Origin of the sequence: Microvirga puerhi, from assembly GCF_020089865.1 — a bacterium.
Lineage (GTDB): Bacteria > Pseudomonadota > Alphaproteobacteria > Rhizobiales > Beijerinckiaceae > Microvirga > Microvirga puerhi.
In genome coordinates this window covers 57,774-71,733 of record NZ_JAIRBM010000020.1, presented here as the reverse complement: position 1 = coordinate 71,733, position 13,960 = coordinate 57,774, and the positions used below count along the sequence as shown (strand labels likewise).

Annotated in this window: 13 protein-coding genes; 6 read left to right on the top strand and 7 right to left on the bottom strand. The window is 60.8% G+C overall.

The features are described 5' to 3' along the window. The 3 genes from K9B37_RS20475 to K9B37_RS20465 all read right to left on the bottom strand — a co-directional run bounded on the left by K9B37_RS20475 (position 1) and on the right by K9B37_RS20465 (position 2,321). The gene (locus tag K9B37_RS20475) at positions 1 to 573 is read right to left on the bottom strand and encodes a cyclase dehydrase (RefSeq protein ID WP_224315392.1); all 573 of its coding nucleotides are present in this window, start codon (positions 571 to 573) and stop codon (positions 1 to 3) included. 8 nt (positions 574 to 581) lie between these two features. Beyond that, the gene (locus K9B37_RS20470; protein ID WP_224315391.1) at positions 582 to 1,757 is read right to left on the bottom strand and encodes a zinc-dependent alcohol dehydrogenase; all 1,176 of its coding nucleotides are present in this window, start codon (positions 1,755 to 1,757) and stop codon (positions 582 to 584) included. Positions 1,758 to 1,883: 126 nt separating this feature from the next. Then, a complete protein-coding gene (locus K9B37_RS20465) occupies positions 1,884 to 2,321 on the bottom strand; it encodes an NUDIX hydrolase (RefSeq protein WP_224315390.1) in 438 nt (145 codons plus the stop codon). 178 nt (positions 2,322 to 2,499) lie between these two features. Between K9B37_RS20465 and K9B37_RS20460 the strand changes: the two genes are divergently transcribed. The 5 genes from K9B37_RS20460 to K9B37_RS20440 all read left to right on the top strand — a co-directional run bounded on the left by K9B37_RS20460 (position 2,500) and on the right by K9B37_RS20440 (position 8,769). After that, positions 2,500 to 3,294, top strand: coding sequence for an inositol monophosphatase family protein (locus K9B37_RS20460; protein ID WP_224315389.1), 795 nt, complete (start codon positions 2,500 to 2,502; stop codon positions 3,292 to 3,294). A gap of 183 nt (positions 3,295 to 3,477) precedes the next feature. Beyond that, a complete protein-coding gene (locus K9B37_RS20455; protein WP_224315388.1) occupies positions 3,478 to 4,521 on the top strand; it encodes an ABC transporter substrate-binding protein in 1,044 nt (347 codons plus the stop codon). Between the two features lie 121 nt (positions 4,522 to 4,642). Then, positions 4,643 to 6,829 carry an ABC transporter permease gene (locus K9B37_RS20450; RefSeq protein ID WP_224315387.1) on the top strand — a complete coding sequence of 729 codons (2,187 nt, stop codon included), beginning with the start codon at positions 4,643 to 4,645 and terminating at the stop codon, positions 6,827 to 6,829. Between the two features lie 5 nt (positions 6,830 to 6,834). Further along, positions 6,835 to 7,950 (top strand): ABC transporter ATP-binding protein, encoded by a 1,116-nt coding sequence (locus tag K9B37_RS20445; protein WP_224315411.1) that lies wholly within the window; start codon positions 6,835 to 6,837, stop codon positions 7,948 to 7,950. 159 nt (positions 7,951 to 8,109) lie between these two features. Beyond that, on the top strand, positions 8,110 to 8,769 hold the full coding sequence (locus K9B37_RS20440; RefSeq protein WP_224315386.1) for an HAD family hydrolase: 660 nt from the start codon (positions 8,110 to 8,112) through the stop codon (positions 8,767 to 8,769). Positions 8,770 to 8,778: 9 nt separating this feature from the next. On the opposite strand, the gene K9B37_RS20435 is transcribed toward K9B37_RS20440, so the two are convergent. Beyond that, complete coding sequence (locus K9B37_RS20435; RefSeq protein ID WP_305072170.1) at positions 8,779 to 9,186, bottom strand: winged helix-turn-helix transcriptional regulator; 408 nt, start codon at positions 9,184 to 9,186, stop codon at positions 8,779 to 8,781. Between the two features lie 101 nt (positions 9,187 to 9,287). Here K9B37_RS20435 and K9B37_RS20430 point away from each other — a divergent pair, with 101 nt between their 5' ends. Further along, a complete protein-coding gene (locus K9B37_RS20430; protein ID WP_224315385.1) occupies positions 9,288 to 9,887 on the top strand; it encodes an NADPH-dependent FMN reductase in 600 nt (199 codons plus the stop codon). 63 nt (positions 9,888 to 9,950) lie between these two features. On the opposite strand, the gene K9B37_RS20425 is transcribed toward K9B37_RS20430, so the two are convergent. Genes K9B37_RS20425 through K9B37_RS20415 form a run of 3 tightly spaced genes read right to left on the bottom strand, consistent with a single transcriptional unit; the run spans position 9,951 to position 13,919 of the window. Next, complete coding sequence (locus K9B37_RS20425) at positions 9,951 to 11,114, bottom strand: iron-containing alcohol dehydrogenase (RefSeq protein ID WP_439651770.1); 1,164 nt, start codon at positions 11,112 to 11,114, stop codon at positions 9,951 to 9,953. Between the two features lie 11 nt (positions 11,115 to 11,125). Next, a complete protein-coding gene (locus K9B37_RS20420) occupies positions 11,126 to 12,517 on the bottom strand; it encodes an aldehyde dehydrogenase family protein (RefSeq protein WP_224315383.1) in 1,392 nt (463 codons plus the stop codon). 10 nt (positions 12,518 to 12,527) lie between these two features. Then, entirely contained in the window at positions 12,528 to 13,919 is a 1,392-nt protein-coding gene (locus K9B37_RS20415) for a glutamine synthetase family protein (RefSeq protein WP_224315382.1), read from the bottom strand. Positions 13,920 to 13,960: the final 41 nt, after the last annotated feature.

The following is a 13,960-nucleotide window of genomic DNA, read 5'->3' as shown; positions in this document are numbered from 1 at the left end:
TTACATGGACGGCTGCGGGCGCCCGATCCTCTGGGGCTGCCTGTAAGGTCGAAGGGCATCGGGGATGCGCATGTCTCGCGGCACCTCGAAATCTCTGGCAGCTCCGCGCATCTGATTTGGCGGACGCGGCAGACCGCTTCTGTCGCTGTAGTCGAAGCGCCGTGCCGGTTGAGCATTCTGCCCCGTGAGGGCATTGGCACAGACCACGTCGAGAACGGTCACACCTGCCACGGCACCGAAGGCAAGGGCGACGCGATCATGGTGCGCATGCCGATCACGCAAGGCGTTGCCGAGCGTGGCAAGATCCAGTGCGTCTCCGGCAACCCTTCCCCAGACCCAGGCAGTCGGGTCCCTTTGGGACAGAATGCCGATTCCCGTTGCGACTTCCCGTGCTCCGTAAGCACGGATGAGGCCTTCCTGCCGCTCCACACCGAGCCAGCTCGCCATGCTCTTGGCACCGAAGAGTTCCGCGGCTCCGAGAACAAGACTGAACCAGCCGAGCCCGCGTGCCAAAGTCTCGGCCGAGCCTTGTGAGCGCGTTTTATAAGACTGCATCTGACGGTGGCGAGCCATGGAACACCTCAATGGGGCTTGAGGACGACCTTGATGCAGCCGTCCTTCTTGTCGCGAAACGTCTCGTACATTTGTGGTCCCTCTTCGAGGGCAACCGTATGGGTGATGACGAAGGAAGGATCGATCTGCCCTTCTTGGATCCGCCGCAGCAGATCGTCGGTCCAGCGGTTCACATGAGTCTGGCCGGTACGGATCGTGAGGCCTTTGTTCATGACGGCACCGAACGGGATCTTGTCGAGGAGCCCGCCATAGACGCCCGGCACCGATAGGACGCCGGCGGGACGGCAGACATACATCATCTCACGCAGCACATGCGGACGATCGGTTTCCAGCATCACGGCCTGCTTCGCACGGTCGAGAACGGTGTCGGGATGCTTCATCGAGACATGTGCCTCGAGGCCGACGGCATCGATGCATTTCTCAGGCCCCCTGCCTCTCGTCAGCTCGTTGAGCCGCTCGATGACGCTTTCCTCCTGGAAGTCGATAGGAATAGCGCCACCTGCCTGAGCCATACTCAGGCGCTCCGGAACGCAGTCAATGACGATGACCTGCTTGGCTCCGAGGAGAAGAGCACTGCGGATCGCCATCTGGCCGACCGGGCCGGCGCCCCAGATCGCGACAGTGTCCGTCGGCTCGATATCGCATTGCACGGCCGCCTGCCATCCCGTGGGAAAAATGTCGCTGAGGAATAGGAGCTGCTCGTCTCTGAGGCCGTCAGGAACCTTGATATGTGTCGTATCCGCATATGGCACGCGCAGGTATTCGGCTTGGCCGCCCGGATAGCCGCCCGTGAGATGCGTGTAGCCAAAAAGGCCGGCCGTCGTATGGCCAAAGACCTTGGCTGCAAGATTTGCATTGCGGTTGGTGCGCTCGCAGACGGAGAAGTTTCCGCGACGGCACTGTTCGCACTCGCCGCAGATGATCGTGAACGGGATGACAACCCGATCGCCGACCTTCAGATTCTTGATGGAAGAGCCGATTTCGACGACCTCGCCCATGGTCTCGTGGCCCATGATGTCGCCCTTCTGCATACCGGGCATGAAGTGATCGTAGAGATGCAAGTCCGATCCGCAGATCGCGCAGCTTGTAACCTTGATGATCGCGTCGCGAGGCTCTTCGATCTGCGGATCGAGAACCGTCTCACAGCGGATATCTCCCTTTCCGTACCAGCGCAGCGCTTTCATGCCGATCTCCCATCAACGCAGCGGAAGGCCGGACGGCGCCGACCAGATGACGTTAAGGAAGACTTCCTGAGAGTCCTTGCGTTCCCGGACGTTGCAAAAATTCGCAGCGTAGCGGATCAACTGCGCTCAGAGATGAGCAGGAAGGCCCCGGATCAATTCGGCCAAGGCCGGCTCCAGGACGCGGTATGCAGCATCCTCCACATCGAACCACTGCGCTTCGCGCTGGCCCTTTTCCCGCCAGGACTTGAGCTGCTTCGAAACAGCCAGGGGATAGACATCGACCCGACAAAGATCGAAATGCTCGGTCCGGCGCTTCCAGTATTCGTAGTGTCCGATCGGCGTTTGCCGGATTTCCCCCTTCACGCCGGCCTCTTCGGCGGCCTCCTGCGCGGCAGCCTTGTAAGGCTTCTTCCCCTTCATCGGCCAGCCCTTGGGGATCAGCCAGCGTTTGGTCTCGCGCGAGGTTACAAGCAACACCTCGACCTTTCCGTCCTTGAGGCGGAAGGGAAGTGCCGCAACCTGGCTGAGTTCGCCTTGGGCAAGCTTTACGGAATTCTTCGGCATTCTAGCGTGAGAGAAGTCTCTTGAGGTAAGAATCTAAATCTGATTGATTTGAGCCGGCTAATCAACAACGAAACTGCAAAGCTATGCCATGTCCTTCGAAAAGGACCGGATTCGGCTTTATAACAAGCTTGTGTGAACACCCGACAACAACCCGGGCCAAGTGTTCAAAGGGGGATAAATGCCAGACGACCTGAAGGCGCGCTTCGATGCGGCCTGTGCCATTGCTGCAGATGCCGGAGCCTTGGCACGGCAGCGCTTTCTTGAGAGACCGCGCTCTCAGCTCGCTGACATGAAGGGCCCCCAGGACTTCCTGACGGCAACGGATTCGGAGGTCGAGGATCTGATTCGAAACCGCCTGCTCGCCCTTTTTCCAGGCGACGCGTTCTTTGGAGAGGAAGGGGGCGGCTCCTTCGAGCGGAATGTCTGGGTCGTGGATCCCATCGATGGAACGGCGAATTTCGCCCGGGGCATCCCTCACTTCGCCATCTCCATCGCTTTCGTCCGCGATGGCCGCGTCGAGATAGGAGTTGTGCTCGATGTCATGCATGGCGAGCTCTACACGGCTCGTCGTGGCGCAGGCGCTACCCTGAATGGCAAGCCGATCCGAGTCAGCGGCTTGGCCAACATCAAACAGGCCACCGTGGAGGCCGGATGGTCGTCGCGCCTCCCCACGGAAAGCTACATCGCTCTGGTGGAGCGCCTGAAGCAGCTTGGCGTCAATGTCCGCCGCGCCGGCTCCGGAACCCTCGGCATCACCTATGTGGCCGACGGGCGCATCGATGCCTATTGCGAACTCCATATCAATGCATGGGATGTCCTGGCGGGTCTCCTGATTGTCGAGGAGGCCGGCGGATGGACCAATAATTTCCTCGCTGGAGACGGCCTACGCAAGGGCAATCCTGTCCTGGTGTGCACCCCAGAGCTGGCTGGCGCCGTCTCCGCCGCTGCGGGAATCGCCAAGGAGCCAGCATAAAGGCAGCGTAAAAGCGCCGCTGCTTCTTAGGGAAAGCGGCGCCATCCAGCGGGTCCGTTGGAATATTTTTCGGCGTTCCTGGGGATACGCCGAAAGATTCACTTAAGAGTCTTGACCGGAGAGCCCAATGATTGGAGCTTAGCCGGCCAACGAAAAACAAATCACACTACGTGGGAGGACCTTATGAAATTAACCAAGAACTTTGCAGCGGCCACGATGCTGGCCGGCGTAGCAACCGCTTTCTCCTTCCTGTCCGCCGGAACGGCACAGGCTCAGGGAGCCCTCGTCATGTATTGTGGCGTGCAGGAAGAATGGTGCCGCGCCATGACGACCGCCTTCGAGCGCGAGACGGGCATCAAAGTCGCCATGACACGCAAGAGCTCGGGCGAAATCTATGCCCAGGTCAAAGCGGAAGCTGCGAATCCTCGCGCCGATATCTGGTGGGGTGGTACGGGCGACCCGCATATGCAGGCAGCAGAGGAAGACCTGACCGTCGAGTACAAGTCTCCCAAGAATGAGGAGCTGCAGGACTGGGCCGTTCGCCAGTGGGAGCAGGCCAAGCATCGCACGATCGGCATCTACTCGGGCGCCCTTGGCTTCGGCTACAACACCGAGCTGATCAAATCGAAGGGCGTCGAGCCGAAATGCTGGGCGGATCTCCTCACGCCCAAGCTTAAAGACGAAGTGCAGATGGCCGACCCGAACTCGTCGGGCACGGCCTATACGCTCCTCGCCACGATCATTCAGATCATGGGTGAGGAGAAAGGCTTTGAATACCTCAAAGCCCTGCACAAGAACGTCAATCAGTACACCAAGTCCGGTGCTGCGCCGGCGAAGGCCATGGCGCTCGGCGAGACCACAGTCGGAATCGCGTTCATGCACGATATCGTCACGATGGTCGTGGACAAGGCTCCCATCAAGGTCGTCGCCCCATGCGAGGGCACAGGCTACGAGATCGGCTCCATGTCGATCATCAAGGGCGCCAAGAACATGGACAATGCCAAGAAGTTCTATGACTGGGCTCTGACCCCTGCCGCACAGAAGCTTGGCGCGGAAGCGAAGTCCTATCAGGTGCCGTCCAACAAGAGCACCCCGGTTCCGCCGGAGGCGCCGAAGCTCAACGAGATCAAGCTCATCAACTTCGATTTCGCGAAGTACGGCTCGTCCGAAGAGCGCAAGCGCCTCCTGTCCAAGTGGGACAATGAGGTGAAGAATCTGCCAAAATAGCAGGTTTGAATCACTTGAATCGCAAAGCGAGGCGGCATCCGCCTCGCAGCTTTTTGCAACTGTTGGCAGATTCCGGGCGGAGGCTTCTTCAGCCTTCTTCCGGTCTTGTGCGAGGATGGATATGTCGCGGGCAACCCTCGGCTGGATTGTCCTGGGCTGGATTGGTTATGCCGTCCTGCCTTGGTACGGCTTCGATAGCGCGGTCGCGCCGACACTGAGCGAGTTTGTGCTCGGTGGCTCGGGGCTTGTGCTCGGCATGAAGGGAGCCTGGTGGCTGCTGCCGATTTTCGCGCCGCTCCTCATGCTGCTTCGCCCTGTCATGCGGCCGGAAGGACGCCTCGCGGACTGGCTGACGGCATCCGGGATCCTCGGTCTCGCGCTGATCCTATTGCAGGGCTTCTCCATCGGCCTCAACGGCTGGACCTTCGGTATCCTGAAAGCTCTTTTCGGGGAGCCCGGTCCGCATCAGGCGGGAATGGGCTATGGCGCCGCGCTCACGGCGACCTCTTTCCTGATCCTACTGTGCCACGGTCTCGCGGCCCGGGGCTGGTGCCGCGGCGACGCCTTCGTCACCTCGTCGATCGGCATCGTTATGGCCTTGATCGTCGTCTTCGTGTTCTTTCCCGTTTCCACGATCCTCGCCAGCGCCTTTGGCGACGACAAAGGAAGCTTCGCTCCAATTCTCTTCGTGATGAAATTCACGGATCGTTCGATCTGGGGACTTGATTGCCTCAGCAGCGATCTCCGTTGCGGCGTTGCCTGGAACACTCTCTTTCTCGGCGTCCTCGTCGCCTTCGGTACGACGGCTCTTGGACTTGCCTTCGCCTTGATCGCGACAAGAACGAGCTTCCGCTTCAAAAAACTTCTGCGCGTGATGAGTGTGCTGCCGATCATTACGCCACCCTTCGTAATCGGTCTTGCGCTGATCCTGCTCTTCGGTCGCTCAGGCGCCCTGTCCGCCATTCTCTACGAATGGTTCGGTGTTCCCCGCTCCCGCTGGATCTACGGCCTTCCCGGCGTTTTCATTTCACAGCTTCTGGCTTTCACGCCGATCGCTTTTCTCGTGCTCATCGGCGTCGTCCAGGGCATCAGCCCCACCCTCGAAGAGGCGTCCCAAACCCTTCGCGCAAAGAGCTGGACAACCTTTCTCACGGTAACGCTGCCGCTGATGCGGCCCGGACTTGCCAATGCCTTCCTGCTCGGATTCGTGGAGAGCCTCGCCGACTTCGGCAACCCTCTCGTGCTCGGCGGCAACTATGAGGTACTGTCGACCAAGATCTTCTTCGCCGTCGTCGGTGCACAGCAAGACCAAGGCCGGGCCGCCGTGCTTTCGATCATCCTCCTCGGATTCACGCTCGGCGCCTTCTGGCTCCAGCATGCCTGGCTCGGCAAGAAGGTCTACACTACTGTTACTGGCAAGGGGGATGCGGGCATTCCGCTGCCGCTGCCACGCCGGGTTGCCGTTGCATCCTATCTGGCTGCAATCCCGTGGGCGATCTTCACGGTCGTGATCTATGCCATCATTCTGATTGGCGGATTCGTCCGCTCGATGGGGCGCGACTACACACCGACGCTCGATCACTTCCTGACGGCCTTCCGCGTGGAGAGAGCCGATTGGGGTCTCTATTTCTCCGGCTCCGCCTGGAACTCGTTCTTCGCAACCGTCAAGGTGGCTGCCCTGTCTGCTCCGCTCACCGCTGCCATCGGCCTGCTTACGGCCTATCTTCTGACGCGTCAGCGCTTCTCCGGTCAGCGGGCCTTCGAGTTCGGTACGCTTCTGAGCTTCGCCATTCCCGGCACCGTCGTCGGCGTGTCCTACATCCTGGCCTTCAACGTGCCGCCCATCGAGATCACGGGCACCGGATTTATCCTCGTGATGTGCTTCGTGTTCCGAAACATGCCCGTCGGCGTGCGCTCCGGCATTGCCACGCTCAGCCAGATCGACAAGAGTCTCGACGAAGCCTCCCTCACGCTCGGTGCCCGCTCCTTCACCACGATGCGACGGATCGTCCTTCCGCTCCTGCGGCCTGCGATCGTCGCTTCGCTGGTCTACTCCTTCGTGCGGGCCATGACTGCCGTTAGCGCCGTCATCTTTCTGGTCACCGCCGAGTACAACATGGCGACGACCTACATTGTTGGCCGCGTCGAGGCAGGCGAGTTCGGTCTCGCCATCGCATATTCGACGGTCCTGATCATCGTCATGCTGTTGGCGATAGTCGCTATCCAGTTCGCGGTTGGAGAGCGGCGCCTCGGACGCCGCAGCGCCACCGCCAATGCCGCCCCTCTTGCTGTCCAGGCTGCCCCATGAACCAGATGTCCACCGTATCCTCGCTCGCTCTCGCGGGAGCATCCAAGACATCCAAGAAGGAGGCTGCGTCCGTCGAGTTCCGGAATGTGACCAAGCGCTATGGCCGCGTGGTCGCCGTCGACGACGTGTCGTTCAGCATTGCGGCCGGCGAGCTCGTAACGCTGCTCGGACCGTCCGGCTGCGGCAAGACGACCACCTTGCGCATGATCGCAGGCCTCGAGATGGCGAGCGAAGGGCAGATCCTGATCGGCAATCGCGACGTGACGCATCTCTCCGCCGCCGATCGCGACGTGAGCATGGTGTTTCAATCCTATGCGCTCTTCCCACACATGTCCGTTCTGGAAAACGTGGCCTATGGCCCAACCGTGCAGGGAATCTCGAAGAAGGAAGCCTATGCCATGGCCATGGAGAAGCTCGCTCTCGTCGGGCTTTCCGGCCTCGAGAAGCGGGCACCCTCGGAATTGTCTGGAGGCCAGCAGCAGCGCGTGGCCGTGGCGCGCGCCCTCGTTCTCGAGCCGCAGGTTCTGCTCTTCGACGAGCCGCTCTCGAACCTCGATGCCAAGCTGCGGCGCCGTGTCCGTGAAGATATTCGCGAATTGCAGCAAAGCCTGAATCTGACGGTCGCCTACGTGACGCACGATCAGGAGGAGGCGCTCGCCGTCTCTGATCGGATCATCGTCATGTCGAACGCGCGAATTGCGCAGACCGGCACGCCCCGTGAACTCTACGAGGAGCCTGCCGATCTGTTCGTGGCGGACTTCATCGGCGATGCCAATATTCTCGACGGAGTCGTCCTCGATCAGGAGGGCTCCAAGGCCCGCGTGCGGATCGGCGGAATAACTCTGAACCTTCCTCATCGCGGCGCCAGCGCCGGCCCGGTCAAGCTTGCCGTACGGCCGGATGCCATCGTTCTCAACGAGGATCCCTCGAAAAGCACGGCCGTTTCGGGCGTGGTGAAGAAGGCGTCGTACCTGGGCACCCAGATCGAATACGAAGTGGACAGCCCTGTCGGCAATTTGTTCGTGGTGCAGTATAGCCGCAAGGAACCCATCGCACCCGGCACGCCCGTGTCGATCGACATCATGGAGCACCGAGGGGTCGCACTCATTCCCGGGTCCTGACGGGAACGCCGATGATCGGCATCGAGATTCAGCGTTGCCGTGGCAGCGTTCGATCACCTCTAAATCAGTTTATCCCGATCTCATTTGGCTGTATGCCTGCCGCCCAAAGATCTTACGCTTGGTAAGCTTAGGCATCGGCAAAACGTCGGATTCCATCCCATGCTCAAGGCTCTCATTTTCGACATGGACGGCACCCTCGTTCACAGCGATCCGGTCCACCTCCTCGCTTTTGCAGAGGTTCTGGGGCCCGAAGGCGTCGTGATCGACGATGTTGTGTTCCGCAACTCCATCATCGGACACACCAACGAGTCCATTTTCGCGACTCTGCTGCCGGATCATTCCGTCTCCGAACATGAGGAATTTGCCCGTCGAAAGGAGGCGGCTTTTCGGAGACTTGCGACGGATCTCAAGCCTCTCGACGGTCTGGGAAAGCTTCTGGACTGGGCCGACGAGCGGGACATCCGCATCGCGCTCGTGACCAATGCTCCGATCTTGAATGCCACACACATGCTGGACATCATCGGTGTCACGAAGCGCTTTGCCGTCACCGTCACCATCGAGGACGTCGCGCGAGGCAAGCCTGATCCGCTACCCTATCTCACGGCCCTGGAACGGCTCGGCATTGGAGCCGGCGAGGCCGTCGCGTTCGAGGATTCTCCGTCCGGCATGAAGGCCGCCAAGGGGGCCGGTCTCTATTCCTTCGGCATGCTGACAGGGCTAACGGCCGAGGATATGACGTCCGTCGGCGCGGACTGTACGATCACGGATTTTCACGACCAGGGCCTGTGGGACTTCTTGGAGAAGCGCCTTCACGCCTGAGCCGAGACCTCAAGCTGCATCGGAAGCGTGGCCGGATTCCTCACTCGCCTCCCTGTCGTTCTCGTCGAACCGTCGCCTTGCGTCGAGGATCTGATCGCGGTTATGGATGGCCCATTCTCCAAGAGGCCGCACCGCCCTGAGCAGGGTGCAGCCGAGCTCCGTCAAGCGATATTCGACCCTTGGCGGAATCGTCGGAAAGATTGTGCGATGGACGAGACCGTCCCGCTCTAATCCGCGCAGGGTCAGGGTCAGCATGCGCTGGGAAATGCCGTTGACGATCCGGCGCAGCTCGTTGAAGCGCTTCGGCCCGCTGCCCAGCTGGACCACCAACTGAACGCTCCACTTGTCTCCGACCCGGGACAGAATTTCGGTCACGGTCCGGCAGTCGGCGGGCACATGGATGTGACTCGGTGTCAAGAAAGTGCCTCCTTGCGGTTCAGCGTCAAAGTTACTTAATGAGTGTCGGTTACAAAGCGGAACTTAATATCGATTCCGCACCGATGCAAATGAGGAATATAATGACGTTCAAGCTCCACACAATCATTGGCAGCACCCGTCCCGGCCGCGTCGGTCCGACCGTCGCCAAGTGGTTCAATGCTTTTGCGGCCGAACATGGCAAGTTCGAGCCGGTTCTGGTGGATCTCGCGGATTTTCACCTGCCGGTCTTCGACGAGCCCGAACATCCGATGAAACAGAGCTATAAGAACGCTCACACCAAGGCCTGGGCCGAGAGTGTGGGCTCCGCCGATGCCTTCGTCTTCGTCACGCCCGAGTACAACTACGGCCCGCCCCCGGCCCTCGTGAATGCCTTTCACTACCTCTCCCTGGAGTGGAACTATGCTCCTGCCGGTTTCGTCAGCTATGGCGGTATTTCGGGCGGCCTGCGGGCAGTTCAGGCCGAAAAGCAGATCGTGACCACGCTCAAGATGATGCCGATCCCCGAGGGCGTTCCCATGCCCATGGTGTTTTCGAACATCGACGCAAACGGCACTCTGAATCCCCCCGACATCTACAAGACCTCTGCGGCCACCATGCTCGACGAGCTCTACAGGTGGACCGAAGCACTCCAGCCCCTGCGGGCGCAACGCAAAGTCTCTGCGACCGCCAAAGCCGCATAGTTCGTGCGAATAGAAAAGCGGCGGAGCCAAGCTCCGCCGCTTTCACATGACGTAAGCGATATCTTAAACGACGCCTGCCAGCGCATTCTCGTAGAGCTTGCGCGCACTCTCCTTGGTGATCGGCACTGGGTTGCCACCAGCCGTCGGATCCTCCGGGGCCATGGCGGACATCTCCTCGAAACGGGCAGCGTCGATCTTCAAGCCGTCCAGGGTATGTGGAACGCCAAGGTCCTTGCGCAGCTGTAAGACCCAGTCGAGGAACGTCTGGAAGCTTGGCTTCAGGCCGATATAGGCGGCAAGCCGCTCGATCTTCGTCTCGATGGCTGCCCGGTTGTAGACCAGCACATAAGGCATGAAGACCGCATTGGTGAGTCCGTGATGCGTGTCGTAGAGCGCTCCGGCCGGATGCGAAAGCGCATGAATGGCTCCCAGTCCCTTCTGGAAGGCCGTCGCGCCCATGGCAGCGGCTGACATCATGTTGGCACGCGCCTCAATGTCCTTGCCGTCCTTGTAGGCGCGTGGCAGGTATTCTTTCACGAGACGGATACCCTCAACTGCAATGCCGTCCGCCATCGGGTGATAGCCCGGCGCGCAATAGGCTTCGATGCAGTGAGCGAGTGCATCGAGACCGGTTCCTGCGGTGATATGGGGCGGCATACCAACCGTGAGTTCCGGATCGCAGATCGTGATCTTCGGCATCATCAAGGGATGGAAGATCACCTTCTTGGTATGTGTCGCCTCCTGCGTAATGACGCCTGCGCGGCCGACCTCGGAGCCGGTGCCGGCCGTGGTCGGAACGGCGATGATCGGCGCGATGCCTTTCGGATCCGCACGCGTCCACCAATCGCCGATATCCTCGAAATCCCACATGGGGCGCGTCTGCCCCTTCATGAAAGCAATCACCTTGCCGGCATCGAGCGCCGAGCCGCCGCCGAAGGCGACGACACCATCGTGCCCACCCGCCTTCAGGGCTTCCAGCCCCTTATAGACATTGGTCTCCACCGGGTTCGGCTTGATGTCGGAAAAGATCGCGGCCTTGAGGCCCGCGGCCTTCAGAGCTTCCAAGGCATTCTTCGTCATCGGCTGCGTTGCCAGGAACGGATCGGTGACGATCAGCGGCGCGGTCATTCCGACCGACTTGCAGGCCTCGGCCAGTTCGGAAATGCGGCCGGCGCCGAAGCGGATTGCAGTCGGATAGTTCCAGTTGGAGCGGGGTGATGCGGTCATGGCCATCGAACTCAGAGCTGACGAAGGTGGAAGGATTTCGGACGGGTGAGCGACTCGTAAGCAAGCCTGGAGAGGCTTGCGCCGCGGCCTGTCTCCTTCACGCCCGTCCAGGCGAGTGCCGGATCGAGATAGTCGCAGCGGTTCATGAACACGGTGCCGGTCTCGAGCCTGTCGCCGATCGACTCCGCCGCGTCGACATCGGAGGTCCAGATCGCAGCGGAAAGGCCATAGGGCGAGTCGTTCATGAGATGGATCGCCTCCTCGTCGCCCTTGACCTTCATGATGCCGACCGTGGGGCCGAAACTCTCCTCGCGCATGACGCTCATGGAGTGATCCACATGGGTCAGCACCTGCGGAGCGAGATAGGCGGTATTTCCGACATCCGCAGTAAAACGTTTGCCGTCGATATGCGCCCTGGCCCCCTTTGCCACCGCCTCCGCATTCTGCTGGCGCACCACATCGGCAAACCGCTTGTGCGCCATGGGTCCGAGCGTCGTCGTCTCATCGAGCGGATTGCCAAGCACGTACTTGTTCACGAGATCGACGGCGCCTTCCACGAAGCGGGCGTAATGCTTCTCGTGAACGTAGATCCGTTCGATGCCGCAGCAGCACTGGCCGGAATTGAAGAAAGCGCCGTCGACCAGATTCTCGATCGCATGCGCGATATCCGCATCCTCGCGCACATAGGCCGGATCCTTGCCGCCGAGTTCAAGGCCCAACGACGTGAACGATCCTGCCGCCCCGCGCTCGATGGCGCGGCCGCCGGAGACCGAGCCGGTAAAGTTGCAATGATCGACGAGACCGCTCCCGAGAATGCGGCTTGTCTGCTCGTGGCTGAGATGAAGATTCTGGAACAGGCCCTTCGGCAGGCCAGCGCGATCGGCCGCCATCTGAAAACGCTCGCCCGCCAGCACCGTCTGGGAGGCGTGCTTGAGCAGAACGGCATTGCCGGCCATCAAGGCCGGGGCGATGGTGTTGATGGCCGTGAGATAGGGATAGTTCCACGGTGCAATGACCAGCACGAGGCCGACGGGCTCGCGTTTGATCATGCGACGGAAGCCCGGCTTCTCGTCGTCGGCCGGAATGGCCTTCATGCTATCCTCGGCGATCCGCACCATGTGGCGCGCCCGCTCTTCGACCCCTCGGAACTCCCCGCCGAAGCGGACCGGGCGGCCCATCTGCTGAGCGAGCTCCGGCACGACCTCCTGATTCATGGCCACGAGCGCGTCGAGCAGCGCAAGGACCTTTGCGGCACGCTCCTTCACAGGCACGTGACGCCAAGCCTTCTGCGCCTCACGGGCCGAGGTGACGGCAGCGTCGATCGCCGCATCGGACATGATGGGACGGCGCACGAGTTCGCGCCCGTCGATGGGAGAAATGCAAACGATATCGGTGTCGGCCATGATCTTACTTTTAGATGATTTCGAAATATCGGGCGAGTTGCCAGTCGGTAATGGCCTTTCTAGCTTCCCGCTCCTCCCATTCGCGCGTTGCCGCATAATGGTCAACAAATGTGTCGCCGAAAAGCTGGCGGGCAGGCTTGGAAGCCTTCAGACGCTCGGCAGCTTCGCCGAGAGAGCGGGGCAGAGCGCGCTTCTTGGGATGTTTCACCTCATAGGCGTTGCCCTGGATCGGATCGCCCGGCTCGACCTTGTTCTCGATCCCCCACAAGCCGGAGCCGATGGCGGCAGCGAGCGCGATATAGGGATTGATATCGGCAGCGGCGACCCGGTACTCCACCCGCTGCGACTTCTCGGATCCTGGAATGACACGCAAAGCCGTCGTGCGATTTTCAACTCCCCACGCCGCGTCGGTCGGCGCCCAGAAGCCGGGGATCAGGCGCGTGTAGCTGTTCACCGTGCATGACACCATGGCCAGGATCTCCGGCATCAGCTGCTGCTGCCCGCCGACGAACCAGCGCATCGTGTCCGACATGTTGTGCGGCTTTGCCGCATCGTAGAAAGCGCCCTTGCCCGATTTGAGATCACGCAACGACGCGTGGAGATGACCGGATTGTCCCGGCCAGTCCCGCGACCACTTGGCCATGAATGTCGCCATCCAGCCGCGCCGCTGCGCCAGGATCTTGGTGAAGGTCTTGAACAGGGCGGCCTTGTCAGCGGCACGCAGCGCATCATCGACGCGGATCGCCGCCTCGAGAACGCCAGGCCCAGTCTCCGTGTGCAGACCTTCGATCTCGAAATCCATCTTGGCCGCCATGTCGAGAAGATCATGGTAGAAATCGGCATGAACGCCGGAGCGCAGCACGGAATAACCGAAGAAACCCGGCGTGATGTTCCTCAGATCGCGGTAGTTTTTTTCTCGGATCGAATGAGGCGTCTCCTCGAAGAGGAAGAACTCGAATTCGGCTGCGGCCGAGACGGCGAAGCCCATATCCTTCGCCCGATCGAGCACACGCCGCAGAACGCCGCGCGGACAGGCCGCCTCTGCATAGCCCTCGAACTCGGCAAGGAAGAACGGCAAATCGTTCTCGAAGGGAATGAGTCGCATCGTGTCCGGCAGGATCCGTGCCGTCGCGTCCGGATATGCCGTGTGCCATCCGGTAAGAGTGGTGTTGTCATAAAGCTGGTCGTTCGAATCCCAACCGAGCACCACGTCACAGAAACCGAAGCCCTTCTCGAGAGCGGACTCGAACTTGTCTCGGGCCATGTATTTCCCGCGCATGACGCCATCGACATCCACGAGACCGATCTTCACGAATGGAAGATCGCGGCCGCGTACATAAGCGGCGGCATCGGCGGCGGTTCTGATCCGGGGAGTTTCCAGACGGGGTGTTGGGGCGTTCATGCCAAGTCCCTGACAAGAGGAAGGAAGGAGGGAGCGCACGG